The sequence below is a fragment of the Paenibacillus sp. GM2FR genome, from assembly GCF_002803325.1.
In the GTDB taxonomy this organism is placed as follows: Bacteria; Bacillota; Bacilli; order Paenibacillales; family Paenibacillaceae; genus Paenibacillus_AQ; species Paenibacillus_AQ lautus.
The window spans coordinates 234,483-259,690 of the sequence record NZ_MKZM01000009.1; the positions used below are offsets into that span (position 1 = coordinate 234,483).

At 40.1% G+C, this 25,208-nt stretch carries 24 protein-coding genes; 19 read left to right on the plus strand and 5 right to left on the minus strand.

The window, feature by feature from the left end:
- Positions 1 to 4 precede the first annotated feature (4 nt).
- The 4 genes from PAEVO_RS22210 to PAEVO_RS22225 are packed head-to-tail and all read left to right on the plus strand — an operon-like array spanning position 5 to position 4,016.
- Positions 5 to 1,711 (plus strand): hypothetical protein, encoded by a 1,707-nt coding sequence (locus tag PAEVO_RS22210; RefSeq protein ID WP_100539711.1) that lies wholly within the window; start codon positions 5 to 7, stop codon positions 1,709 to 1,711.
- Between the two features lie 17 nt (positions 1,712 to 1,728).
- On the plus strand, positions 1,729 to 1,923 hold the full coding sequence (locus tag PAEVO_RS22215) for a hypothetical protein (protein WP_100539712.1): 195 nt from the start codon (positions 1,729 to 1,731) through the stop codon (positions 1,921 to 1,923).
- A complete protein-coding gene (locus tag PAEVO_RS22220) occupies positions 1,920 to 2,462 on the plus strand; it encodes a hypothetical protein (RefSeq protein ID WP_100539713.1) in 543 nt (180 codons plus the stop codon). Before PAEVO_RS22215 ends, PAEVO_RS22220 begins: the two co-directional genes overlap by 4 nt.
- Entirely contained in the window at positions 2,463 to 4,016 is a 1,554-nt protein-coding gene (locus PAEVO_RS22225; RefSeq protein ID WP_100539714.1) for an AAA family ATPase, read from the plus strand. It abuts the gene before it with no gap.
- Between the two features lie 136 nt (positions 4,017 to 4,152).
- On the opposite strand, the gene PAEVO_RS33560 is transcribed toward PAEVO_RS22225, so the two are convergent.
- From PAEVO_RS33560 to PAEVO_RS34925, 5 genes are all read right to left on the minus strand, one after another.
- A complete protein-coding gene (locus PAEVO_RS33560; RefSeq protein ID WP_133120350.1) occupies positions 4,153 to 4,440 on the minus strand; it encodes a hypothetical protein in 288 nt (95 codons plus the stop codon).
- Entirely contained in the window at positions 4,433 to 5,356 is a 924-nt protein-coding gene (locus PAEVO_RS22230) for an aldolase (protein ID WP_100539715.1), read from the minus strand. The genes PAEVO_RS33560 and PAEVO_RS22230 overlap by 8 nt, the downstream gene beginning before the upstream one ends.
- A 102-nt stretch (positions 5,357 to 5,458) precedes the next feature.
- On the minus strand, positions 5,459 to 5,584 hold the full coding sequence (locus tag PAEVO_RS33400) for a paeninodin family lasso peptide (RefSeq protein WP_106426994.1): 126 nt from the start codon (positions 5,582 to 5,584) through the stop codon (positions 5,459 to 5,461).
- A 16-nt stretch (positions 5,585 to 5,600) separates the two neighbouring features.
- Positions 5,601 to 7,550 carry an asparagine synthase-related protein gene (locus PAEVO_RS22235; RefSeq protein ID WP_100539716.1) on the minus strand — a complete coding sequence of 650 codons (1,950 nt, stop codon included), beginning with the start codon at positions 7,548 to 7,550 and terminating at the stop codon, positions 5,601 to 5,603.
- 130 nt (positions 7,551 to 7,680) lie between these two features.
- Positions 7,681 to 8,097 carry a VanZ family protein gene (locus PAEVO_RS34925; protein WP_100539717.1) on the minus strand — a complete coding sequence of 139 codons (417 nt, stop codon included), beginning with the start codon at positions 8,095 to 8,097 and terminating at the stop codon, positions 7,681 to 7,683.
- Between the two features lie 528 nt (positions 8,098 to 8,625).
- On the opposite strand from PAEVO_RS34925, the gene PAEVO_RS22245 reads away from it, so the two are divergent.
- The 15 genes from PAEVO_RS22245 to PAEVO_RS22315 all read left to right on the plus strand — a co-directional run bounded on the left by PAEVO_RS22245 (position 8,626) and on the right by PAEVO_RS22315 (position 25,119).
- Complete coding sequence (locus PAEVO_RS22245; RefSeq protein ID WP_100539718.1) at positions 8,626 to 9,378, plus strand: YveK family protein; 753 nt, start codon at positions 8,626 to 8,628, stop codon at positions 9,376 to 9,378.
- Positions 9,359 to 10,000 (plus strand): CpsD/CapB family tyrosine-protein kinase, encoded by a 642-nt coding sequence (locus PAEVO_RS22250; RefSeq protein WP_100539719.1) that lies wholly within the window; start codon positions 9,359 to 9,361, stop codon positions 9,998 to 10,000. Before PAEVO_RS22245 ends, PAEVO_RS22250 begins: the two co-directional genes overlap by 20 nt.
- A 275-nt stretch (positions 10,001 to 10,275) precedes the next feature.
- A complete protein-coding gene (galU, locus tag PAEVO_RS22255) occupies positions 10,276 to 11,166 on the plus strand; it encodes a UTP--glucose-1-phosphate uridylyltransferase GalU (RefSeq protein WP_100540237.1) in 891 nt (296 codons plus the stop codon).
- Between the two features lie 13 nt (positions 11,167 to 11,179).
- Positions 11,180 to 11,869: a sugar transferase gene (locus PAEVO_RS22260; RefSeq protein WP_279300478.1), complete on the plus strand. Its 690-nt coding sequence runs from the start codon at positions 11,180 to 11,182 to the stop codon at positions 11,867 to 11,869.
- Positions 11,870 to 11,894: 25 nt separating this feature from the next.
- Positions 11,895 to 12,833, plus strand: a complete 939-nt coding sequence (locus PAEVO_RS22265; protein ID WP_100539720.1) for a GDP-L-fucose synthase family protein — start codon at positions 11,895 to 11,897, stop codon at positions 12,831 to 12,833.
- A gap of 25 nt (positions 12,834 to 12,858) precedes the next feature.
- Positions 12,859 to 13,851: a GDP-mannose 4,6-dehydratase gene (gene gmd / locus PAEVO_RS22270; RefSeq protein ID WP_100539721.1), complete on the plus strand. Its 993-nt coding sequence runs from the start codon at positions 12,859 to 12,861 to the stop codon at positions 13,849 to 13,851.
- A 65-nt stretch (positions 13,852 to 13,916) separates the two neighbouring features.
- Entirely contained in the window at positions 13,917 to 15,269 is a 1,353-nt protein-coding gene (locus PAEVO_RS22275) for a lipopolysaccharide biosynthesis protein (RefSeq protein ID WP_100539722.1), read from the plus strand.
- A gap of 226 nt (positions 15,270 to 15,495) precedes the next feature.
- Entirely contained in the window at positions 15,496 to 16,770 is a 1,275-nt protein-coding gene (locus tag PAEVO_RS22280) for an oligosaccharide repeat unit polymerase (RefSeq protein WP_165789733.1), read from the plus strand.
- A 46-nt stretch (positions 16,771 to 16,816) separates the two neighbouring features.
- Entirely contained in the window at positions 16,817 to 17,947 is a 1,131-nt protein-coding gene (locus PAEVO_RS22285) for a glycosyltransferase family 4 protein (RefSeq protein ID WP_100539724.1), read from the plus strand.
- Positions 17,948 to 17,958: 11 nt separating this feature from the next.
- Positions 17,959 to 19,149, plus strand: coding sequence for a glycosyltransferase family 4 protein (locus tag PAEVO_RS22290; protein ID WP_100539725.1), 1,191 nt, complete (start codon positions 17,959 to 17,961; stop codon positions 19,147 to 19,149).
- Positions 19,139 to 19,732, plus strand: a complete 594-nt coding sequence (locus PAEVO_RS22295; protein WP_100539726.1) for a WcaF family extracellular polysaccharide biosynthesis acetyltransferase — start codon at positions 19,139 to 19,141, stop codon at positions 19,730 to 19,732. The genes PAEVO_RS22290 and PAEVO_RS22295 overlap by 11 nt, the downstream gene beginning before the upstream one ends.
- Complete coding sequence (locus PAEVO_RS22300; RefSeq protein ID WP_100539727.1) at positions 19,729 to 20,964, plus strand: glycosyltransferase family 4 protein; 1,236 nt, start codon at positions 19,729 to 19,731, stop codon at positions 20,962 to 20,964. Before PAEVO_RS22295 ends, PAEVO_RS22300 begins: the two co-directional genes overlap by 4 nt.
- A gap of 27 nt (positions 20,965 to 20,991) precedes the next feature.
- Positions 20,992 to 22,377, plus strand: a complete 1,386-nt coding sequence (locus tag PAEVO_RS22305) for a sugar phosphate nucleotidyltransferase (protein WP_100539728.1) — start codon at positions 20,992 to 20,994, stop codon at positions 22,375 to 22,377.
- Between the two features lie 230 nt (positions 22,378 to 22,607).
- Positions 22,608 to 23,945, plus strand: coding sequence for a UDP-glucose dehydrogenase family protein (locus tag PAEVO_RS22310; protein ID WP_100539729.1), 1,338 nt, complete (start codon positions 22,608 to 22,610; stop codon positions 23,943 to 23,945).
- Between the two features lie 31 nt (positions 23,946 to 23,976).
- Positions 23,977 to 25,119, plus strand: a complete 1,143-nt coding sequence (locus PAEVO_RS22315) for a nucleotidyltransferase domain-containing protein (protein WP_165789734.1) — start codon at positions 23,977 to 23,979, stop codon at positions 25,117 to 25,119.
- Positions 25,120 to 25,208: the final 89 nt, after the last annotated feature.

Consider the following 25,208-nt stretch of genomic DNA (forward strand, 5'->3'; position numbering starts at 1 on the left):
AGCGATGTCAAATCATCAAACGATCTCTACGGCTAACTTGAGTCGGATCGAAAATTCGTTGAGCGCAATTAATGACAATATTAATGGAGTATATCAACAGGTAGCTACGGTAGAGCAGCAACTGGAGGATACGCAAAGCGATCTTGCACTGCTTGCGGAAGAGTTTCGTGAATATGTACGCCAGGATGGATTGATCAAAAATGTGCAGTTAGCAGAGACGAGATTAGTTAAGGTTAGACAAGAACTCGAGAATAAATACGGTCACTATGAGGATGTTCGTCGAAGAGCGATTGGAATATTGCAAGCCGTTGACACCAGTTTGGTACGTAAGGATACAATCGAGAACGCATCGGAAGAACAGTTGCTGGCTGCTCCACGGTATTGGCTGGCGCCATGCTTAATCGCATTATCCGCATGGCTTAGTGATAAAAAGGAGCTGGCTGAGAAGGCAGTTGTCGAAGCGTTGCGAAGAGATGATGAGAAGACATCTCTGTTTTTTGCATTGGTTACGCGCCGAGGAGGTCGTTATCAATCAAGCCGCTCTTGGTTGGAACGATATTTTGGTCAGCAAGATCCGAATGAACTTAAGAGAGAAATCGTTATTTTGATTGATGGCTTTTCTAACGGGATTTTTGGTCCTGAAGCTAGAGCGAAATGCGGCTTATTAATAAAAAGCTGGTTGGACGAGCTATCACAAAAAGCAGGTTTTATCGAAGCACAGCGAGACCAATGGAAGAAAGCGCTTTTGTCGCGTACAGAAAAGCTGGATGCTTCAAAATTTCCTCATTTGAGGAAATACAGTCCGACTTGGCCACAGCTTCAGCATGCGCTTGAGGGTGCGCAGCTGCATGATATTATTTTTCAATATTTCAATTTTATCCTTACGCAAGAGATTATCCCTTCCAAAAACTTGGCTTTTGCAGTAGACCAACTGCTCGACATTTTGGTTCGTGAATTCGACGAGGAAGAGCTGCCGTTACGTCGTGAAGAACGATTAAATGAATTAATCATAAAAGAAGATGGAGATAAGAACACGGCCCAGAACTTGTTTGCAAATGAGAAGGTTGTTGACGAAAGACTTGATTTTACCCAGCTGTTAACGAACTTTTCCATGTATCCGACAGAATCCAACGCTTCTGTTGCTACCCAAAAGCTCGCCATAGCCTTATCGAAGGAATGGATAAACCATGCCCATGATGATCTAACTGCTGAAAATCGTAATGCTGTCCCTATCGATATTGAGATTAAATTGGACGATTGGACGGGCACTTCGAGGGACGGAAGTAATGAGGAAGAGCTGATCTCCAGTTTGCAACAGCATATTCAATTGAAGAAAGAGGACGCTTTGGGTAAAAACAAGCTCGGCGCCAAACATTGGGTATCCTTAGCTGCAGGTATTGGGTTCTTTGTATTAGGTATGAGCACATTATTTTTATTTATTGTTTCCGCTATCTGTTTGTTTATTTTCCTGAATGGTCTGAGGATTGTTAAAAAGAATGTACAACTAATTGAACAGAATTATGAGGAACTATTCGCAAATCATAAGCAAATTTTAGTGGCAACTTTAAGTGATATTGTTGATTATCGCCTCGAGTATGAGACTGAAGATGCTAACGCAAGTAAAATAGATGAGCTTCTTGATCAAGTTACGCCAGAGCAATATACATATTCGACCTATGATTCTGCTAGAGCCGTTATTTCGTCAAATTAAGAAGGAGTGAAATCCGGATGTTAAATAGAAGCAAACCCATCATTCAGAATTCTTCGACAGAGCCGGCTGGCCAAATGCAAGCAAAGCTGGATCTGAAGATTGAAGAACTGCAAAGGCAAACCATTAACGAATCATTAGCGGAAAGCTTTCCTGCATGGGATTTGAATCCGCCGGCTGTATTAGTTCGTAGACGGAGCTCGAAATTATTATGAATCCTCCGAATTATTATTCCGAATGGACGAAGCTGTTTCATCAACTAAAAGAACTTGGTCAGGAAGATGAGAAGATCATTTCTGTTCTGGAAAAAGGTAAGTTGGAATGGACGTCAGGTGTAGCTGATAAAATTGTAAAGTGCACCTATGAAGTAATTGAATTTAAATTAAAGTATACGACGCGCCTATTCCAGCAGGAACTGGATCATTCACGCGGTGAAGAAGCAGCCATTATTTCCGCCATTATAAATGCACGTTACCGATTTGATTTGCTGTATCGTTTATGCCGCCTTTCTATTTTTCCTGAGGATGTTAAGGAATCCTTGATCCAAGTTGTAAGTAAATATGTCGGAGATTCTCAGGAAGCTTTATTAGAAAGCGCAAAGCATGATCGAACGGGTCAACTTGCCTATACGATTAGACATAATAGTTTGATACAGCAACAGACGCAAGCTCCAGCGGCCGCGGCTCGTGAGCCGGTTGAACCGAAGGAGTCTGCATCTGATCCATTTAAGTCTAGAAGAAGGGTGCTATTTTAAATGAGTGACTTGCAAACATGTTTGAAGACCATGGAGCAATATTTGAAAGCGAGAATTCCCTTTATTTCTATACGTACTGCGGAACGCTCTCGTGCGCTTAGTTTTATAGCTCAATTATCAACAAAGTTAAATTTAAACATTGGCTACCATACGTTATCCCAAGGAATGAGAGATATATCAACCAATCGGCTGCTCAATGAGGACCGTTCGGTTATTGGTGGACTAGATTATGTGACACAAAAAATCGGTCAACTGCAAAATCAAACGTTCGTTTTTACAGAGGTACAAGAGCTTGAAGACGATACTCGGATGGCAAGACAATTGCAAGATGCGGTAATGCTTGCTACGGAAACGGGCGGGGCGATTGTTGTAATTACGAATAATCCTGTCTGGGGGCCATTGCAGCGTCTGGGCATGTCGATAACGCTGTCTCAGCCCAACGAGGATGAAATGCTGATCATTATTCGGGATCAAATTTATCCTTATCGAAGTGAAATGTTCATTGAGTGGCAGGATGCCGAGGAGAGGCAAGCGGCCGCTATACTTGCGGGCATAAGCCAAATCGAGGCTGAAAATGTGATCGCAACATTATTAGCTAACGGTAGTATTATGAATGAGAATTTAAAGGAATTAATGCATGCCAAAGATAAGATTTTTGCTGATATTTCTGGTATTGAGCGAGTTATTGTAAGAGAGGACTATCAAATTGGCGGGTTAGATGGCCTTAAATTATGGCTTGATGCTAATCGCCAGCTCCTGACGGCCGACTTGCGTGAACGCGGCATTCGCCCGCCAAGAGGAATTTTGTTGGTTGGTGTTCCGGGGTGTGGGAAGTCTTTATCCGCTAAGGCGATCGCTTCCTTATGGAACCTACCGCTGTATCGGTTGGATTTATCCACCATACATGGACAGTACTTAGGGCAGAGTGAGAATCGTTTGAAGGAAGCATTATCCACAGCCGATCATGTGGCGCCATGCGTATTATGGATTGATGAAATTGAGAAGGGTCTTGCCGGCGCAGTAGGCGGAGGCGATGGAGGCACATCGACCCGTCTGGTCGGCCAATTTCTGTATTGGTTACAGGAAAGCCTCGCTAGAGTCTTCGTTGTGGCAACCGCCAATGACGTATCCAAGCTGCCCCCTGAACTGCTGCGCAGAGGACGTTTTGATGAGTTGTTTTTCGTAGATTTACCAACCGCGAGTGAACGGGAGGAAATTATAAAGATTTATATTGAAAAGGGATTGAAGAGAACAATATCAAATGAATTATTACAGCATTTAGTGAGACTTTCGGACGGATTTGCCGGTGCGGATTTGGAAGCTGCTGTTCGAGACGTAGTGAAGCAAGCATTTGTAAAAGGGGACGATTCCATTACTGATGATACGTTTATAAACTTCTTTACCAATGTCGTGCCGTTATCTCAAACAAGCCCTGAACAAATTGAAGCGATACGTACTTGGGGTAAAGAAAGGGCAGTCCCAGCTGGTAAAATAAATGAAGAGGCGAATGGGCATGGCATTCACCGATCAAGCGGACGAAAAGTAATGGTATAGTATACGAATACAAACTGATCCGATCAGCGCTCGGGCCCGTTTATTGACAGCAATATGGCCGTATTCGCCTTCATGTATAACAACCCGCTCATTGAGCGGGTTGTTAATTTGTTTAAGATCGAAATCATGAATGTACTCAGCCGTTAGAAACGACATTAACAAAAACACTAAGGTCGATCCAGAAGTTCATTTTGCTGCGCATCGTCTTTCGAAGTTGTTGTGGTATTTGTGCGTAAGCAGGAAAAGTAAAAGATGGATGTGACGCAGACAAAAGCCTTGCCTTGTCGAGGCCGAGCTTTAGTGAAAAGATCCCCAAACCGGTCATTTGGGGATCTTTTATAAAGGGGGGCATATGTAATTGCGGGTGTTTGATCGCTGCGGAATATGATTCGATAAACGACCCATGAAGTTCATGTTTATTCACGTATGGTATCTAAGACCATGGCCGTTAGCTCGTGCACGGTATGTTCGTTTAATGGACGCTGAATCTGGTACATAGCCATACTCCCGGACATGCGCGCTGTGATGTCAAAATGCCACTTCGTTAATCCGCTGCCGGATAGAAGTTGGTTTCGATAGGTATGACGATGCAACAGCGGCAGCTTCTCTAATTTATCAATCTCACGTATATGTAGTTGACAGCAATCCGTCTTGATGATCTCAAAAATGCCAGCCAGCGGCAGGGGATTATTGGAGAATTGGGATGTGACGGGGACGGCGTACTTGGTTTCACGCTCGAACAAAGGCCGAAAATGCCTGGAATCCATACCGAAGACTTCAAGGCTTTCCTGCCAAAGCTTTTGTTGAGGATAAGCTGGCGTTGCGTAAGGAATATTTTGTTGGTCCAGCGTCACGGCGATAATGTCATCCGTTAATAATTGGTATCCTTTCTGCAAAAAGGCAGAAGCCAGCGTCGACTTCCCGTGCCCGGAATGACCGATGAAGGCATAGGCTTTATGGTCAATCACTACCGCGCTGCCGTGCAGGGGGAGTATTCTACGCTGCAATAAAAGGGCACCCATACAAGATCCCAGCACGTACAGGCGGATTTTATCCTCCGCGGCGCCCTTCTCTGGAGAAACAGAGATGGTCGTTCCGTCCTCTATTGCAAAAACGGCGAGTTCAGGTACTCTGAACATGACCATATCTTCAGTGCATACCCATGTTTTATTCGATTTATCAGATCTTCCAAGCCATCTTTCGGTCAGATCGGCATAACGGACGACAATGTCGGCAAAATCATCCGGGAGGACGACGGGCTGTAACTCAGGCATGGGAATGTCACTATGAATGGAAAACCCGAAAGCCTTATATGCGGTTGGCTTAAACGTTTGAAGCATGGTCCTCACTCCAATGATTAATATGCGAATAAAAAAAGATAGCCCTTATACCCGATCAGGCGTATAGGGGCTCTTTTTATCAGAACATGATGGCTTTATATGTTAGCTGGTGTGAACCATTTCGTCCGGATCCGGTTGCACTCCATCCGGAATTGCACTACCAGGACCAGCCATGGTCATTTTGATGTCAAGAACCTCCAAAGCAGGTACGCTCCATTCCTTTTTCATATAGATTCACCTCCTTTCAAAAGTTTTTTTGAAGAAATCGATACAGAATGAGGCTGCGCATTAGGAGTTTAATGGAGGGGCCATAGGCTTGATTTGGATCCATTCCCTGACGGGCCTCCGACAGAGCTTCTTCGAGAACAGGCATGTTAATGAACTGCTGCATTCTAGAATCACGACTCAGATGATCCAGTTCATCGATAAATGCTGGCCAGTCACTTCGCATACGATGGATAGAATCGGCTGCCTGGATGCCTCTTGTTCTCTGGTTAAGCCGGATGGAATCGGGGAGCCAGCCTGAAGTAGAGCGTCTAATTAAAGCCCGATCCATGCCATTATGAACGAATTGCTCCATTGGCGTTGACAGGCAGAATCGAATGACGCGCAGATCATTGGTCGGATCGTGACTCCATACGGAATAACGAAGGGACAGTTTGCAGCCGCTTGACCCGGTGGCGCTCCACATGTTAACCCGGTTGAAATGCTGAATTCTGGCTTCCAGTGGATCATCAGGAAGATCGTCTGTTGAGCCAATTCCGGTAAACGTGCGATCCTGCAGCTTGTCGTAGATCCCTGTGCGTTCAGCAAAGTCGGAATGGATGAGCTGCGGCAACTCAGCTGATGATCCGGATGGCCTTATCCTTGTGAGGAAAGGCAATGCTTTACGGCAAAGGATGGAGTATAGCCGCTTACGTCCAACTCCAACGTTCCTGCTATACTGATTGATCTCGCGGGATAGATGGAGCCAGTTGAACTTTTTCATAAGTCGCGTGTAATACTCCATTGCGGGTCCCCAAGAGATGCTGTAATTCCCCCTTGCTCCATTCAACAGAATTCCGATCCCGCGCTGCTGCGCCTGCGCATAAATTCCTCTTAGCCAGAACGAATTATCAAAGAACTTATAAGGAGATTCCAGGATGTCAATCCAGTCGTCGATTTCCGTAAAGGGACTGTGACCTTTGAAATTCAAGTAATGATCATGGATGTTGCCCACAAACTGTACGGTCTGCCTGATGAGCGGCCTCTCGTCAGCAAATCTGTGCTTTGGCGTCCAATCTATGAATTCATCTTCCGGTATGTAGCTGAAGGTCTGAAGCATCCGGTTCTTCTGCTGAAGTGCTCTTGCTGCAAAGCTTGCAACAGAGCCCGAATCCAAACCACCACTAAGATGAGCGCCGATTTGCAGGCTTGAACGACGAAGCCTTGAGGTTACGGCTTTATGAAATACCTCACGAAAGGCTTCTTCATACTCCTCGGATGAACGGAGCTGCAGAGGCTGCACATTAGCCAGGTTGTCATATCGGCTGATCCATAACCGGTTATGTTTAACGATGAAGGAGTGGGAAGGCGGGATCTGATAAATATGATTGTACACAGTGGTTGAAGCATCCGGGGGTTCGAACACACCGCGGATCGCCAGAAACTCGGCTAGCCAACGCTCGTTAAGCTCTTTATGTATATAAGGTAAAGTGAGCAAGGGAGTCATCATCGTACAGAAGGAGAACTGCTGCTCATCGTGATGATAATATAGCGTTCTTGCGCCTGAGAAATCCCTTGCCCCGAACAGCAGCTGCTTGCGTTCATCCCATATGGCAAAAGCAAAATCTCCGACCAGTCGCTCTGGCATCCGTTCGGACCATTTCTCATAAGCCTGCAGCAGAATTTCACTGTCTGTCATGTGCGGCCTATGGACAGGCGACACATGCAGCTGTTCCATGAGCTCATCCCGATTGTCTAAGATGGCGTCGGCCGTGATGGCAAGCCCGCGCTGCGGATCGTAATAAGGAAGTATTTCGTGGATGGCATGCTCTGTAATCCATTGGGCATGACATCCCATCATAATGTAATCCTTTTGCCAAACGGCGCTTTGATCAGCAGGATACTTGCTTAATGCCGACATTATGAGTTCGCTGTTATCCGTTGGAATCGGCTCTCCATGAAAACGATAAATACCGGCAATTGCGCCCATTCGATCTTCCTTTCGTTGCAGCCTACACCGGCTGTACCCCATTCAAATCAATGATACATATCGTATCGGTAACATTATATATCATGTATACAATTTGTATCAATACTTTTTTTGTTTATTTTCTGGAATCTTAACGGATGCTTTTATGGTTGGTATTTCTACGGAGCTGGAATGTGCACAAGAAGTAAGCCAGTAGAATGCCGGAGGCATCGTTGATCACGTCATAAATCCTCCCGCCCCGAAAGAAAAACAGTTGGAGGATTTCTGTGAATGCAGCATAAAGTACACACCAATAGAAGGCTGACTTGGTCTTGCCGAAGTTCGACGCCAGCATAGCAAGGATGAAAAATCCGAAGAAATGGCCTAATTTACGCGAAATCCAATCTCCGCTGTACCATTGAAAATCCAGTTTCAGAAGATCGGACCAATCAGGGGACGGATTAAATCGGAAATTTACAATGTGATGCTGGATCAGAAGTTGAAAATTAAGAGAGCAAGTGAAGATGAACAAGGCTAGAGCCCAAATTACAGTAATAAAGATGCGCATAACATAACTCCTTTTTTTGAAGAGGCCTCAGGAATGGAGAGGATGAATTTCCATTAAATTAAAATTGATACAAATCGTATCCCAGGTGAATATCATATAGCAGTATTTACGCGTATTCAAGCAGGAGATAATCCTCATCCGATCAGTAATGGCTTGAAATTAGAAAAGTATTACTTGAATAAAAGGGCGAGTCTAACCCGGAGGATTTTCACCAAACATAGTATGTGTTCCAGAGGAAATCTTAAGGTTAAGAACGGAGAGTTGAAATTATTTCTTTTATATAAGTAAGCGTTAACATATCTTACACTTCAATCATCGCGATACAAAACGTGTCTTTTTTATGGAGAAATCAAAGAAAGTTCTCCTTGACATGATACAAACTGTATCGTAAATTATGGGATATAAATTATACGGATTGTATCGAAGAGTTGCGAATTATGAACCATGCATGAATGTATAGCCGGTAATTAATAAAAAACGAGATCAAGGTGTTGTAGGAACTTGAATCCAACGGGGGGTCGAACGCAGATGGAACTCAAACAGTATTTTGGAGTCATACAGAAAAAATGGTGGTTAATCGCAATTATTGTGATCGTTGCAATGGTTGCAACCGGAGTGAAAAGCTACTTCTTTACAACACCGATCTATGCTGCCAATGCCAAGCTGATCGTGAACCAGTCATCTGGAGAAGGGGCAGGAACACTTAATACGAGTACAATCCAAACAAGTATATTCCTTATAAATTCTTACAAAGAGATTATCAAATCCTCCGCTATTATGAACAAGGTTGTTGAGAAATTTCCCGATCTGGGACAGACTGCGGGGCAATTATCCGCCAGGATTTCCGTCACATCGGCAAATAATTCACAAGTTATGAACTTGGTCTATGAGGATACATCCTATGCCAAAGCTGCTGAAGTCGTAAATGCGGTCTCCACCGTGTTTAAGGAACAAATCCCTCATATTATGAAGGTTGATAATATCACTATTCTAAGCGAAGCAGATATGACAGCCACCCCTGGACCTATCAATTTCAACCCAATCATGAATCTGTTAATCAGCTTTGTTGTTTCGTTGATGGTGGCAATTGGACTGATATTTCTTTTAGATTACCTGGACGATACGTTAAAAACAGAAGCTGATATTACCGAAATGCTGGACGTCCCCGTACTTGCGGTTGTAGGAAGAATCCCGAAAAGTGACCTGAAAAAAACCGCCAGAATGAAAGCACTACAAAACTCAAAAGTAGGTGAAGGTCAGCATGCGACGATCAACCAATGACAGCAGTTTAATCGTATCTACAAATCCGAAATCTCCAATATCAGAAGTGTATAGGCTACTTCGTACAAAAATTCCTTTTTCCTCAAAGGATATGGAATTAAAGACGATTATGGTGACTTCATCCCAGACTGGGGAAGGGAAAAGTACAACAATCAGCAATTTGGCTGTCACCTACGCACAGGAGGGGAAAAGAGTCCTTCTTATCGATGCCGATTTGCGCAAGCCTTCTCTGCACCGTATTTTCTCACGATTAAACTATCAAGGCCTAAGCACACTATTAGCAGGGCAAGCGAGTACAAGTGAAGTCATTCAGGAGACATCGATCAACCAGCTTTCATTGCTTCCTTCCGGGCCAGTACCTTCGAATCCGTCGGAGCTTATGGATTCCATTGCGATGCGTGATCTGCTGGATCAAATGAAAGAGCAATATGACGTTATTCTCATGGATACGCCCTCTGTACTATCCGTTTCAGATAGTGTCATAGTTAGCGCCTTGTGCGATGGCATTATTATGGTGGTAGCTGCAGGCAAAGTGAAGAGGGAAAGGCTGAAGAAAGCTCAGGAACAATTAAAACATGTAAACGCCCGAATGCTTGGCATTGTAATTAATCGGGTTGTGTGAGAATTACCAAAAAGTCAATAAAGCTAGCGGAAGTAGTAATAAGGTAATGTCTACTGCACCTTTTTCACTGTAGACACTCGGTCATGCTGTGGGTCTTAAAGACCTTAGACATTATTGTCGATGGTGTGATGTGAGGATGGGTTAAATGCCCTTTTTAGAGAGTTTAGCTATGTTCTCTTCCTGATTGAAGAGTGTATAGCTAGGCTGTTCTACTACATAGACATTCATATTGACAAATGTATAAAGAATAAACAGAGATGGGTAGTGAATGAATGATGAAGAAAGTGAAAAAAGCGATTATCCCTGCAGCAGGTCTAGGTACTCGTTTCTTGCCTGCAACAAAAGCCATGCCAAAAGAAATGCTTCCAATTGTTGATAAACCCACTATTCAATATATTGTGGAGGAAGCAATAGCTTCTGGAATTGAGGACATTATCATTGTGACCGGTAAAGGGAAACGTGCCATCGAAGATCATTTTGACCATGCGTTTGAGTTGGAAAATAATTTGTTTAGCAAAGGGAAATTTGATTTGCTTGATGAAGTGCGCCGTTCATCCAACGTGGATATTCATTATATTCGTCAGAAGGAAGCAAAAGGACTTGGCCATGCTGTATGGTGTGCCCGCAACTTTATAGGAGATGAACCGTTCGCTGTGCTCCTAGGGGATGATATCGTACAGTCGCAGACACCTTGTATTCGGCAGTTGGCAGAACAATTTGAGCAATTACAAAAATCCGTGATCGGAGTCCAAACTGTGCCGTATGACCAAACGCATCGTTATGGCATCGTAGCTCCCCTCGACAAAATGAATCGTTTATATAAGGTGGATTATTTTGTAGAGAAACCTCCTACAGGCCAAGCTCCATCCCAGTTGGCCATTATGGGAAGATACATATTGACTCCAGAAATATTTGAATTTCTTGAAGCTCAGGAGGAAGGTGCTGGTGGGGAAATTCAGTTGACGGATGCAATACAAAAGTTAAACGAGGCCCAGGGTGTATTCGCATATGATTTCGAAGGGATCCGTTACGATGTAGGCGAAAAGCTCGGATTTATAATGACAACAGTTGACTTTGCCCTGCAAAATGAGGACTTGCGTAAACCATTACTGCACAGTTTGGAAACTATTCTCGAACGAGAACATCTGGGTAAAATAAATCGCTAATGAGGTGAACGAAGTGTCTCCCACTCCTCAACGAAATGATATAGAAGTTGTTCTCGAGGGGAACTCGATATATACCGAAGAGAAGAAAAACGGCAAAGTCTTATATCGTATATTAAAGCGGGCTATGGATTTCATTTTTGCCCTCATGGGGCTTGTTCTATTGTCGCCACTCTTTCTAATCATATCCATACTAATTAAGTTAGAGGATCCGAAAGGATCTATTTTTTTTTATCAAACTCGTATCGGTAAGGATGAAAAGTCATTCCGAATGTATAAATTTCGCTCCATGGTTTCAAATGCCGAAGAATTATTGGAGGAATTATTAGACCAGAATGAGATAAGTGGCGCTATGTTCAAGATGAAAGAAGATCCGCGTATTACAAAAATTGGGAAATTTATTCGCAGAACCAGCATAGATGAACTTCCGCAGTTATGGAATGTAATTCGCGGTGAGATGTCACTTGTAGGACCACGACCAGCATTGCCTAGAGAAGTTGATCAATATAGCAGCTATGACAAGCTACGTTTGAGCGTTATTCCTGGGTGTACTGGTTTGTGGCAGGTAAGTGGTAGAAATAAATTGAGTTTTTATGAAATGGTAGAGCTGGATCTAAAGTATATCGAACAAAGAGGAATCATTACAGATATAAAAATTATTTTACACACAGTAAGGGTCTTATTTGGAACTAAAGATGCTTTTTAATGAGAGGTTAGGAGTTGATCATAATATGGATTTAGATTCAAAAATTTATGTTGCTGGACATAAGGGCTTGGTGGGCTCTGCTATTCTAAGAGCTTTACAAAGTAATGGGTACCACAATTTGGTGTGCCGTAGCAGTTCCGAATTGGACCTAAGGGATAGAGGAGAGGTCTATAACCTGTTCCAGCAAGAGAAGATTGATTATGTGTTTTTAGCTGCGGCTAAGGTGGGCGGGATCGCAGCAAATAATGACTATCCTGCTGATTTCATAAGAGATAACTTATTTATTCAAACCAATGTTATTGATGCAGCCTATCAATTTAATGTCAAGAAGCTCTTGTTCCTAGGTTCTACGTGTATATATCCTAAATTTGCTCCACAGCCACTTAAAGAGGAATATTTACTAACTGGTGAGTTGGAACCAACGAATCAGCCCTATGCCATTGCTAAGATAGCGGGCATTAACATGTGTCAGTCTTATAATCGTCAATATGGAACAAAGTATATATCCGTTATGCCTACCAATATGTATGGTCCACATGACAACTTCGACTTGAAGACTTCTCATGTATTACCAGCATTGATACGAAAATTTCATGATGCAAAAGAAAATAACATCCCTGAAGTAGAGGTATGGGGGACAGGAAACCCTAGGCGTGAGTTTCTTCATTCAGATGATTTGGCAGAGGCGTGTTTATTTCTGATGGAGCATTATAACGAAAGTGAAATAATTAATGTAGGCGTTGGCCAAGATATCTCAATTCAAGAGCTGGCAGAACTCATCCGGTCCATTGTCGGTTATGACGGAGAAATTGTGTTCAATAGCACTATACCTGACGGGACTCCGAGAAAATTGGTAGATGTGACGAAGATAAACAATCTTGGATGGAAAGCCCAGATTTCATTGGAGAGCGGATTACGGTCCGTGTATCAAGCGTTTCAGAAGGAATATTTAATCAAACAATAACCGTAGTCCGTGGGAGGGAACATACATGAAAAGAGCGTTAATTACCGGTGTTACAGGGCAAGATGGTTCTTATTTAGCTGAGCTTCTATTAGAAAAAGGATACGAAGTATACGGATTGCGAAGACGCACAAGTACCCCCAATTATGAGAATGTTAATCATATCAAAGATGAAATCAGATGGATCTCTGGAGATTTGACTGATATGGCATCTCTAATTGAAGCGGTAAAAATTTCAGATCCGGATGAAGTGTATAATCTGGCTGCTCAATCATTTGTAGCAGCATCTTGGCCACAACCTATAGCTACTGGACAATATACGGCAATCGCAGTTACGAACATGTTAGAGGCTGTTCGAATCATGAAGCCGGAGGCTAGATTTTATCAAGCATCTAGTTCTGAAATGTTCGGAAAAGTAGTAGAAACTCCGCAGAAAGAGACGACCCCCTTCTATCCGCGAAGCCCATATGGTGTGGCTAAAGTCTATGGCCACTGGATTACTGTAAACTACCGTGAGAGCTTTAATATGTTCGCTTGTTCGGGTATTCTGTTCAATCATGAATCTCCAAGACGTGGACTAGAATTTGTTACAAGAAAAGTTACTGACGGTGTAGCCAGGATAAAGCTCGGACTTCAAAATGAGCTCCGTATGGGAAACTTGGATTCTCTTCGTGACTGGGGATTCGCGGGAGATTATGTGAGAGCAATGTGGTTAATGTTACAGCAGGCTGAGCCAGATGACTACGTAATTTCTACTGGTGAAATGCATACGGTTAAAGAACTTCTTGAGGTAGCATTTTCTTATGTCGGATTGGATTATAGAGATTATGTTGTAATAGATCCCGAATTTGTACGCCCAGCTGAAGTAGACCTTTTGCTTGGTGATTGTTCAAAGGCGAAAGAAAAATTAGGTTGGGAACTTGAGATTGGATTTGAAGAGTTGATTCAAATGATGGTAGATGTGGACATGAGAAGAGTTCGCACACAGATAACGAATAAGGAGACACTATTATCTATCTAGACTTTTATCAAAATTTATCGGGTTAGTTGCAAGGTGTATAAAATTTAGAGTGGAGCACTCATTTTATGAAACTAATAGATAGAATAGCATCCATAAAAAAAAATAGGGACTTTAATAATGTGCTATTTAGTATCTCATCCTATTTTATAACGCCCGTCGTAATCATCATAACAACACCAATGCTTTTAAAAAACCTAGGAAGTGCTAATTACGGAATATGGGTGCTAATTAACTCGCTTATAAATATACTTGGCATATCTAACTTCGGTTTAGGTAATGCATTCATTAAGATTGGATCGGAATACGAATCGTCAGAAAATGATTCAATGTTTAATCAATTGTTTTCTGTAGCATTCACACTCTCAATAATTTTGTCGCTTGTCATCAATGCACTAACACTGTTATTCGATACTTTCGTATTCCCAGTGTTTTTTGGAACTTCTGGTGTGAATTCAATCCTTCCAGTCATTCATTTAATAGGCGGCGTTGTAGGGCTAAGAATTATTAACAGCGTAATCTCTGGATCTTATATGGCCAAGCAAAGGTATGATATCAACAGCAAGGTGAATATTGTCTACAACGTATTAACATCTATCCTTTTTACAGGACTTGCACTTATTTATAAAGATATTAAATTACTGGTTATATTTTTATTCATTTCAACCGTGTTGCTTTTGTTTATCAATGCCTATATAGCAAAAAAGGTTAACTCAAACCTACTCTTCAGACTTCGATTAAACCGATCCATATTCATGGAAATTTTCAAGTATGGGATTTACTCTTGGCTTCAAATGATAATCAGCGCCTTAAATAATCAAGCTGATAAACTTATCATCGGCTCATTATTAGGTCCTAGCGTATTAGGGTATTATGCGGTTTGTATGCAACTTGTTATAAAGATACATGAAATGCCAGCTGCTGCATCTGCATTTTTATTTGCAAAATTCAGTTCATTATATGAGAGTAAGCAAACCGCACAGATAAGGAAAGTTTACTCAATAGCATTTATGTGCAAATCAATATTCATTATTATTGCATCCCTCGTTGCTTATTTGTTTGCACATTCCATATTAACGTTATGGATTAGTTTGGAATTTGCCAGTCTTCATACTGATCTTTTCCGCTTGCTAGTTCTTTCAGTAGCTATCGGAGCTTTTGCCATAATTCCAAATTATTATTTGAATGGAACAGGGTTCATCAAAATTAACACAGCACTTTCGTTATCAACATCGGTATCCATTTTCACCATAATGTCTATACTCATTCCTTATTTTGGGGACTCTGCTGCAGGCTTATCAAGATTTGTTGCAATACCGCTTGTTGTATTCTCAATTATTTTTGTTAACAGGAAAATATCGAATGGGAGTGTGGATACAGAAGAAGGCGGTGCTATCAAACAATCCTCATTGCTTGGATAATGAAGTGCTTAGAAGATGTAAACCAATGATACACTGCAATAACTTATAGATGGATTGGTGAAAAATGATGAGAATTTCCTTACCCGCCAGAACAGGTTCATCTTATTTGTATAAATCACAATTAAAGTTCATTTATCTGCTAGTCATGTTTGCAGTCATTCTGCTCTCCATTATATTTATTGAGTATGAACTGTATTTAAAGACAAATCTGCTTACGTCTTACATTATGTACATAATGATTGGGTTATCAAATATGATCGTTACTTCAAAAGGGATAACCTGGGACAAAATAGTGGGATGGTCATTTTTCGCATATTCTGTAGGTGTGCCATTATACTTGTTAACCGATGGTGGATTGGAAGGATTTATTGGCACAAAAATTCATTTCAATGAAGTTTATACATTTGCCACCGTATCAGAATCACTGTACTATAACTGTTTATTTCTTTCTTTATTTTACTTCTCCTATTTCTTATTTAATAAGAAATCAAGTAAGGATGTGGAAGATACTACACATGAGGAAGTTGACCTGGCCTCAAAAAAATACAATTATTTTCATTCGAGGTTTTTCATTCACTATTGGCTGTTAGCAGCGATGGGCTTATTCTTTTTTGGCTTATACAAAATAGATTATCTTAGTGCAATTAGCGCAGGGTATAGTTTAAAGAATGTCGGATATGTGTATTTGTTTACTGCAGTATTTGCAATCGACATAGGGACATTAATTCTAATACGAGTGACAGGTTTCCAAAAAAAATATTTATTGTTTGCTGGATTATTTCATTTATTATTGTTTCCTCTAGGAATTAGGCAATTAACATTCACCTTTATATTCCAGATCGCATTATTGTATAAGTTGGTAAATTACAAAAGGAAACTTAAGACCAAGGAAATTATTTTTGGGATCTCGCTATTGTTATTTCTAGGCTTGATCGGGATGATAAGAAAATCAGGGGGGGAACAGGCCTTTACTTTCCTTTCTCTTCTGAAGGCTCCCATCCGATTTTTCTTTTACGAAACAACCTTTAACTATATTAGTTTTCTGAAGTGTATAGAGCTGTTTAAGGAGCATACAATAAGTTTTTTATACGGAAAAACGTTACTCGATCCTATCGTAGAACAGGTCCCATCCTTTATCTTGAATAACAAAAATAACTATCAGTTTTTTGAACGGTTTATTATGGAGAATGAAGCGTTAGAAAATTTAAAACCGGTCGGAACCGCTCACCTGCTTACAGAGCTTTTTGTGAACGGAGGAATGACTTTTATCATAATTTTTTCATTCGTCATCGGGTATGTCTCTAATACGCTAAATAATAAGATGAGGAAGGTCCTGGCATCGAATCATTATATTGGGCAGATTTTATTTGCTGCTGTTATTCCTTTCGTCATTATTCAACTAAATAGAGGCGGGTTATCTGTATTAACGAAACTATCTTTTCAATTTGCAATACTTCCTGTAATAATATTCCTGATTTTTCGCAGAAGGATTAGGCCATAGTTCTTCCGGTCCATTAAGGGAAGAGATATTATATTGAGGTGAGCGTATGATCAGAACCCTTATCCTTACGAATACGATTGCTCCGTACAGGATTCCGGTCCTAAACAAGCTAAAAGAGCATAAGGAAATTAAGTTACAAGTTTGGTATTTGGAAGAGCGTGAAAAAAATCGGCAATGGAATATAAATCATCAAGAAATTAAATACGATTATCAATGTTTACCTGGGGTTCATACCTATATTCAGAAATTGGATATGGGTGTGCACATTAATCCGGGTATTTTTTTTAAGTTGATTCGAGAAAATCCGGATGTAATTATTACTTCTGGATATGACTCGCTTGGATATTGGTCCGCTCTCGTGTATTGTCGACTATTTAGAAAAAAATTTATTGTATGGTGGGGGAGTACTCTAGACAGTAGCAGGGTGCAGAACACCATGGTAAATCGGGTTCGAAAGTTCTTTTTTAAGTCAGCTGATTCCTTTGTAACTTACGGTACCGAATCTGCAAAATGCCTGAGACATTATGGCGTAGAAGAAAGGAAAATAGTTGTCGGCTACAATACAGTGGATGTTAGATATTATCGTAACAAATATTATGAGAGCCTGGTTAATGAAGGAATGGACTTCATTCAGAGTGATAAGATTAAGATGCTATTTATTGGTCAACTTATTGAGCGAAAAGGATTAGTTCAAATTATAGATGCTCTTCGATTGCTGAATCATTCACAATGGGAATTAAGAATTGTGGGTTCTGGTCCCGATGAACAGAAACTGAAACAAAAAGTTAAGGAGTTTGGTTTAGAAAAACAAATCTACTTTGAAGGATATAAGCAAAAGGAAGAGTTGACGAATTATTTAGTTCAGAGTCATTGTCTGCTTTTTCCTTCATTAATTGAAGTTTGGGGCTTGGTTGTAAATGAAGCACTGGCTTCAAATACATTTGTTCTCGCATCTAAATATGCTGGAGCAACAAAAGATATTATACTGGATCAACAGAACGGTTTGATCATTGATCCGATGGATGAGAATGACTTGCTGAGGGCTTTTCATTGGTTAATGGATCATCAAGATTATGTACGTTCTGGTTGGAAAATGAGCTTAGGGTTATGGAGAAAACTACACCCTAATTCTTATGCTAAGGCTGTTTCAACAGCGATAAAAAAGGTCATTTCGTGAGGTGTGAGAATATGAATAACATACTTTACATTCAGCCTTATGCCAGTCATGTTGGCGGAGTGGATACTGTTCTGCTTCAACTGGTTCAAGGATTGGATAAAAAAAAGTTTAAACCTTATGTTGTATTACCTTCCTCAAGCCCGTATGTTGAAAAGTATGAAGCTGCCGGTGCACAGGTGATTTTTACTACATTAGCTGTTTTTGGCAAACCGACGGATTCCACATACTACATTCGTAATGTAATAAATTTATTTCGTTCTATGAAAGCCCTTAGAGTCATTATTCAAAAGTATAAAATTCATATTATTCATTCTCATAAGATGGAGCTGATGGGGGGAAATATTGTTGGAAAGCTTCTGGGCATTCCGACCCTCCAAACAGTTCATGAATTGCCTAGACAGCCTCTGTTTGCTTATAAATGTGTTGCCTACCTGAATCATTTGTTCAATGACAAAGTAATCGTTTTATGCGACAGAAGTAAAGTAATGTTTAAGTGGGGAAAAGGTTATTCGAAAAAGCTTATTAAAATTTATAACGGTATTGAAATCAAGAAGAATTCTGATAATAAACAGGCAGCCAATGGAGTGAAGCAAGAATTAGGATTAAATAGTGGAGATAAGATTGCAGTTACTGTTGCAAGGCTTTCTCCTATGAAGGGGATAGAATATTTACTTAAAGCAGCGCACATTACTAAACAAACAAACCCAGATGTAAAGTACCTAATTGTTGGTGACGTAGCATTTGAATCAGAGAAGGGGTATAAAGAACAGTTACAAACTTTAGCTAAGGAATTAGATTTGAATAATGTTTACTTCTTAGGGCTTCGCAGAGATGTTCCTGAGTTATTGTTGCAAGCAGATTTGTTTGTACTTCCTTCCGTATATGATATTTTCCCAACCGTGATTCTTGAAGCAATGGCGGCATCATTACCGATTATAGCCACAGATGTTGGAGGCGTTCCCGAAATGGTTACTCCTGACATAGGGTGTTTGGTGCCTCCGAAGAATGAAGAAGCTCTTGCTGAGGCAATTAGATATATCTTTAAAAATGTGGAAGGGAATCAATATGGTATTCATAGTAAAAGACGAGTTCTAGAGCATTTTACTCACGAACAATATTTGAATTCAACATTAAAAGTGTACAATACATTGTTAAGCAATGAAACCATTCCTAATGGGAGAAAGATGGCACATGGAAAATAACAGGATTAGATTAGATCAATATAGTCAAGATGGCTACTCAAGAGGAAAGAGTGGGTGGTTTATATTACTTTGGTGGCTTGTTCAAGGGAGTCTATTTCGATTCTCGTTACATCCTATGTATCAATGGCGTAATTTTCTTTTACGTTTATTTGGTGCTCGTATAGGGAAAGGAGTTCAAGTAAGACCCACAGCAAGATTTACATATCCATGGAAGGTAACTATTGGTGATTATTCCTGGGTTGGTGATCATGTTGAATTCTATAGCCTAGATCAAATTGAAGTGGGTGAGCATTGTATAGTATCTCAAAATGCCTATCTGTGTACGGGAACTCATAATATTCATGATGTTAAGTTCGGCTTAATTACAAAACCCATCAAAATTTGTGATGGTGCTTGGATTGCAAGTGATGTTTTTGTTAATCCCGGTATAACAATTGGTGTAATGTCGATAGTAGCTGCAAGAAGCACGGTCACCCGGGATGTACCCTCCAATGAAGTTCATGCTGGATTACCTGCACGTTTCGTCAAGTATAGATTCGAAGTAACGGAAGAGACACAACGATTGAAAGAGGTTCTACTATGAAGCAAAAAATGGTCTTTGTAATCAATTATTTTTATCCTGACTATGCATCTACCGGACAACTTTTAACAGAACTTTGCCTTCATTTACAACATGATTTTGAAATAACCGTTATTGCGGCTCAGCCAGAAGAAGCTAAGGAGGAACATCGCACAAGAAAAAGGTTCGTGAAAGATAAATTGGAGAATATTGATATTATAAGGATTCGGCTTCCAAAGCAAGACAAGCGGAATAAATGGAGTAGGTTGCGATATATTGCGGCTTATTTTTTTTATGCAAATTTATGTGTTTTTAAGCAAAAGGATATTCAGATTCTCTATACGATCTCCACGCCTCCGATACTAGGTGGGCTGATAGGCTCTATAGGTAAATTATTCAAACGGACCAAACATATTTACAATATTCAGGATTTTAACCCTGAACAAGCGGAGGCAGTAAGCTATATAAAAAACAAGTCCCTTTACCGAGTTGCGAGATGGCTGGATACAATGAATTGTAAATATGCGGATCATATAATTACTGTAGGTCACGATATGCAAGAAACATTGTATAAAAGATTGGCTAACCAGGCAATTACCAATAGCACGGTTATTAATAATTGGACGGATGAACAAGAGATTGTTCCTCTCTCGAAAGATCATCCTAAAGTCCACGAATTCATAAAGAGTAACGGTTGGGAAGATAAATTCATTATTATGTATTCGGGGAATATGGGCTTGTATTACGATTTAGAAAACTTGATAAGGATAGCAAAGGATTTATCCAATTATGATGATATTGTCTTTTCTTTTATAGGAGATGGGGCAGTTAAATCCAAAATGGAGACCTATGTGAGACAACATAAATTAAAAAATGTTTTCTTTTTACCTTTTCAACCGAAATCAGAGATTAAATATACATTGAATGCGGCTGATGTACATTTGGTAGTAAACCAAAAAGGAATCAAAGGGGTTTCAGTGCCCAGTAAGATTTATGGTGTCATGGCTGCAGGTAAGCCGATCTTAGGGGTTCTTGAAAAAGGTAGTGAGGCAAGTTTGTTAATTGAAAAAAGTGGTTGCGGTGTTGTTGTGGAGCCACAAAACTATTCAATGATAGTGAAGGAAGTAAGAACTTTCTATGAACTTGAACGTAGTGTGTTAGAGCGCAAGGGCGTACAAGGAAGAGAATATTTAGAAGAGCATTTAAGAAAAGAACAATCGTTGGATAAGTATCGCAGTCTCTTGATATCAATATAAATATGAGGAATATAAGGAGGGGCGAGAATGAAATTAGTCCTGTTATCCGGGGGATCCGGTAAAAGATTGTGGCCCTTATCTAACGATGCGAGATCCAAACAGTTTCTTAAAGTGCTCGAAAATGATAACAACGAGCTTGTTTCCATGGTTCAACGTGTATGGGGACAAATAAAAGGAAACGGTTTGGTAGAATCCTGTTACATCGCCACCAGCAGCTCTCAAATTGAAATTATGCGAAGTCAAATCGGAAATGATATCCCTCTTATAGTAGAACCGGAGCGGAGAGACACCTTTGCGGCTATTATGTTGGCATCTACTTTTTTGTATTCTCATGCCACAGTTGGGCTGGATGAAGTGATTGTCATATTGCCGGTTGATCCTTATGTAGAGAATCATTTTTTTGAATCGATTAAGCAACTAGAAGAGGTACTCAATTGCTCTAATGCTGACATAGCACTTATTGGAGTACAACCAACATATCCTTCTACGAAGTATGGATACATCATTCCCACAAGAACCGATGAACATAATGAGAGAAGTTTAAACGACACATATATGTCAGTTAGTCACTTTCAGGAGAAGCCAACGGAAGCAATGGCAGAACGTTTGATAGATCAAAATGCTCTTTGGAACTGTGGAGTATTTGCTTTTAGGCTTGGTTATGTTATTGAGTTGCTGGAACGTAAAGGACTGCCTATTCAGTTCGAAGAGTTATCCAAGCAATACAATAAACTTCCCAAGATTAGTTTTGATTACGAAGTGCTGGAGAATGCGTCTGAATTAGTGGTTCTTCCTTATGAAGGTTATTGGAAAGATCTTGGGACATGGAACACACTAACGGAAGAAATGCAAAACCATCAAATTGGTAAGGGAATCATAAGTGAAGACTGTTCTAATACACATCTTATAAATGAGATTGACATTCCGGTTTCAATACTTGGGTTATCCAATATAGTTGTAGCAATAAGTCCGGACGGTATTTTAGTATCCGACAAAAGTGCGAGCCCTCGTCTAAAAGACTTTATCAATTTCGACCAGGGACCGATGTACGAGGAACGGCAATGGGGATCAATTCGAATTTTAGACGATAATCAGTACGAAGACGGACGTTGTGTTACAACCAAAAGGGTAAGCATTCAAAAGGGCAAAAATTTGAGTTACCGAATGCATACGAGTCGGGAAGAGGTATGGACTATTGTAAAAGGCAAAGGGGAATTTATCCAAAATGGAAATTTTATGGAGGTGAGTGTTGGGAATGTCCTTCATAATCCTGTGAAAACGCTGCACAGTATTAGGGCTCTATCTGAATTGGAAATCATCGTGGTTCAGAGTGGTGTCAAACAAGAGGAGAATCAAGTCGTTGAGCTATACCATACTTGGGATGAAATAGCACGACATTGCATTAAGGTTTAATCACGACATTTGATGTATGCTTTTTTTGATCAGGTAGTTGTCTATAAAATTCAATCGTATTTATCTCTTGGTATGAGTATTCAAGCCTTTAATCTTGATTCTGTAAAGATGAGGCAGGGAATTCATGCTTTTTTGTCGTGTCTCGCAATAGAAGCAATAAGTAGCCATAATGCTTATATTTGACTCATGAAAAAGTGCTACGGCTAATTACTTTAGGAGGGGCTGGTAGAATGAAACTGGCTGTGATTGGTACGGGATATGTCGGATTGGTATCGGGGGTGTGCTTTTCAGATCTCGGAAATGAAGTTATTTGTGTCGATAAGATGGAAGCTAAAATTGAAATGCTCAATCAGGGGGAAGTACCTATATATGAACCAGGTCTAAAGCAACTCATACATAAAAATATAACTCAGGAGCGTCTGCGTTTCACGACAGATCTAACCGAAGCTGTCCAAAAATCGGATATCATTTTAATTGCGGTAGGTACCCCTTCACTAGCTAGTGGGCAAGCAGATTTAAGTTATATTGAGCAAGCCGCAAAGGAAATTGGCGATTCACTAAATGGTTTTAAAATCATTGTCACCAAGAGTACAGTTCCCGTTGGTACAAATGAGAAGATCCAGAACATTATCTCTTCACAATCACTTTTTCCATTTGAGGTTGCCTCTGTTCCTGAATTTTTACGGGAAGGAACAGCGGTTCAAGACACCCTTTTTCCGGACAGAATTATTATTGGTACTTCTGATGAATATACAAAATTGAGGTTAATTGAACTTCATGCCCCATTAACAAGTAATATATTTGTAACAGATATTCGAAGTGCGGAGATGATTAAATATGCTTCGAATGCGTTTCTTGCCACCAAAATTTCATTTATTAATGAAATCGCTAATATATGCGAAAAGGTGGGAGCTGACGTTACACAGGTTGCCACTGGGATGGGGCACGATAAACGAATTGGCACTTCATTTTTGAAAGCTGGTATTGGTTATGGTGGTTCATGTTTTCCGAAAGACACTCAAGCATTAATTCAGATTGCAGGGCAGATGGATTACGATTTTAAGTTACTCAAATCGGTTGTAGAAGTGAATCGTGATCAACGATTTAATATGATTAGAAAACTCGAATCCGTTTTAGGGGAGCTAGCAGGAAAGACGATTGCTTTGTGGGGGCTTGCTTTTAAACCAGAAACAGATGATGTAAGAGACGCACCTGCTTTTGAAATAATAACTTCTCTTTTAGAGAGAGGAGCAAATGTAAGAACTTACGATCCGATTGCAACGGATAACTTTATCAAAAGCTATAATATTGCAGACATTATGTATTGCCAAGACGCACGTGAAGCAGCTAAAGACGCAGATGCATTATGCATACTAACTGAATGGGGGGAATTCCAAAAAATTGCGCCTTCTCTTATTCAGTCATGGTTAAAACAACCTTATTTAATTGATGGTCGAAATATATATAGCGAAGAAGAACTTGCAGTAACCCAACTGAACTACTATTCCGTAGGAAGACCAAATATGAACAAAGGTGTTAAGGAAATGAGTCCTATTTTATTAATGTAATTAGAGAGAGGTTCTTTCTATGCTTAGTGTTATGAGTGTTGGTAAAAGTGATCTGTCAACTGAACTGTCCTTTATGCTCTATATATTACGCGAAGATGTAACCTTGGAAGAAGAGGAGATGCAAACGTATCTTTCCAATATCGATTGGAGTAAGTTCCTGAATTTAGTGATACATCATCGTGTTTATCCTTTAGTATATATCAAATTGAGTAAAAATGGTTCAAGATTAATTCATGAAAACGTTATGTTGAAGCTTCAACAACTTTATAGGAAAAACACAATAAAGATGTTACAGTTAACGCGAGAATTAGGAACAGCTTGTAAAGCACTTCAAGACAATGGAATTCGATCAATGGTGTTAAAGGGGCCTGTACTTACTCTTCAACTGTATGGAGAGTTATCTCACAGAACCTCTAAGGATTTAGATATCCTCATTTGTTCCAGTGATGTTGAGAAAAGCAAAGAAGTATTAACTCAACTCGGGTATCGTCCTGACAATACAGATGCTCACTTATTTTGGAAAAAGAAATCACATCATATTTCCTTCATTCATTCAGAACATTCTACTCAAATAGAAGTTCATTGGCGACTTAATCCCGAAATAATAAAATCACCTTCATTTGAAGAGCTTTGGCAGAACAAAAAAACAATGACGATTTATGACCAGCAATTTAACCATTTAGGGAATGAAGATTTATTGGCTTATCTTGCTGATCATGGTGCTAGACATGGATGGTTTCGCCTCCGCTGGTTGATTGATATGGATCGATTGTTTCATAATCAAATAGATCCCTCCAAACTGCATAATTACTTCAAACTATATGGAGGGAGAATTTACGTAGAACAAGCCGCTCTATTGAGCAAATTGTTGTTATCATCTAAAGTTCCTATAGAAATACAATCGTTAGTAGTGAGTGAGAAAGCAGTCGAACTGGCTCAAATGGCTTTGGAGGGAATAAAAAATAGTAATGATCTACCACAGGCATCTAATCCTAAATACAAACGAAGCATGGTTTCAGCATTGACACTAAAACAGAAAATGCACCTCTTAATAAAGAGACTCCTCCCAAGTTCCTTGGACGCAGAAATTCTTCCTTTATCCAAGCCATTTTATTTTCTGTACATTCCACTTCGGCCTTTCTTATGGTTTTGGAGGTTATTGAGAAAGACTTAATTTAATTCTAGCCAGTCACTTATTAGAAAAGTCTTAATGGGCACCATGAATCTCGTTTAGTTATTGCAATACTAATTTGCTCATCGTGC

What these genes read in the sequence shown, in the direction of transcription:
- galU (WP_100540237.1), top strand. Translation starts at nt 10,276, where the DNA reads ATGAAGAAAGTGAAAAAAGCGATTATCCCTGCAGCAGGTCTAGGTACT.
- PAEVO_RS22245 (WP_100539718.1), top strand. Translation starts at nt 8,626, where the DNA reads ATGGAACTCAAACAGTATTTTGGAGTCATACAGAAAAAATGGTGGTTA.
- PAEVO_RS33400 (WP_106426994.1), bottom strand. Translation starts at nt 5,584, where the DNA reads ATGAAAAAGGAATGGAGCGTACCTGCTTTGGAGGTTCTTGACATCAAA.
- PAEVO_RS22230 (WP_100539715.1), bottom strand. Translation starts at nt 5,356, where the DNA reads ATGCTTCAAACGTTTAAGCCAACCGCATATAAGGCTTTCGGGTTTTCC.
- PAEVO_RS22265 (WP_100539720.1), top strand. Translation starts at nt 11,895, where the DNA reads ATGGATTTAGATTCAAAAATTTATGTTGCTGGACATAAGGGCTTGGTG.
- gmd (WP_100539721.1), top strand. Translation starts at nt 12,859, where the DNA reads ATGAAAAGAGCGTTAATTACCGGTGTTACAGGGCAAGATGGTTCTTAT.
- PAEVO_RS22215 (WP_100539712.1), top strand. Translation starts at nt 1,729, where the DNA reads ATGTTAAATAGAAGCAAACCCATCATTCAGAATTCTTCGACAGAGCCG.
- PAEVO_RS22290 (WP_100539725.1), top strand. Translation starts at nt 17,959, where the DNA reads ATGAATAACATACTTTACATTCAGCCTTATGCCAGTCATGTTGGCGGA.
- PAEVO_RS22275 (WP_100539722.1), top strand. Translation starts at nt 13,917, where the DNA reads ATGAAACTAATAGATAGAATAGCATCCATAAAAAAAAATAGGGACTTT.
- PAEVO_RS22310 (WP_100539729.1), top strand. Translation starts at nt 22,608, where the DNA reads ATGAAACTGGCTGTGATTGGTACGGGATATGTCGGATTGGTATCGGGG.
- PAEVO_RS22315 (WP_165789734.1), top strand. Translation starts at nt 23,977, where the DNA reads ATGAGTGTTGGTAAAAGTGATCTGTCAACTGAACTGTCCTTTATGCTC.
- PAEVO_RS22295 (WP_100539726.1), top strand. Translation starts at nt 19,139, where the DNA reads ATGGAAAATAACAGGATTAGATTAGATCAATATAGTCAAGATGGCTAC.
- PAEVO_RS22300 (WP_100539727.1), top strand. Translation starts at nt 19,729, where the DNA reads ATGAAGCAAAAAATGGTCTTTGTAATCAATTATTTTTATCCTGACTAT.
- PAEVO_RS22250 (WP_100539719.1), top strand. Translation starts at nt 9,359, where the DNA reads ATGCGACGATCAACCAATGACAGCAGTTTAATCGTATCTACAAATCCG.
- PAEVO_RS22225 (WP_100539714.1), top strand. Translation starts at nt 2,463, where the DNA reads ATGAGTGACTTGCAAACATGTTTGAAGACCATGGAGCAATATTTGAAA.
- PAEVO_RS34925 (WP_100539717.1), bottom strand. Translation starts at nt 8,097, where the DNA reads ATGCGCATCTTTATTACTGTAATTTGGGCTCTAGCCTTGTTCATCTTC.
- PAEVO_RS22210 (WP_100539711.1), top strand. Translation starts at nt 5, where the DNA reads ATGTCAAATCATCAAACGATCTCTACGGCTAACTTGAGTCGGATCGAA.
- PAEVO_RS22280 (WP_165789733.1), top strand. Translation starts at nt 15,496, where the DNA reads ATGTACATAATGATTGGGTTATCAAATATGATCGTTACTTCAAAAGGG.
- PAEVO_RS22285 (WP_100539724.1), top strand. Translation starts at nt 16,817, where the DNA reads ATGATCAGAACCCTTATCCTTACGAATACGATTGCTCCGTACAGGATT.
- PAEVO_RS22305 (WP_100539728.1), top strand. Translation starts at nt 20,992, where the DNA reads ATGAAATTAGTCCTGTTATCCGGGGGATCCGGTAAAAGATTGTGGCCC.
- PAEVO_RS22235 (WP_100539716.1), bottom strand. Translation starts at nt 7,550, where the DNA reads ATGGGCGCAATTGCCGGTATTTATCGTTTTCATGGAGAGCCGATTCCA.
- PAEVO_RS22220 (WP_100539713.1), top strand. Translation starts at nt 1,920, where the DNA reads ATGAATCCTCCGAATTATTATTCCGAATGGACGAAGCTGTTTCATCAA.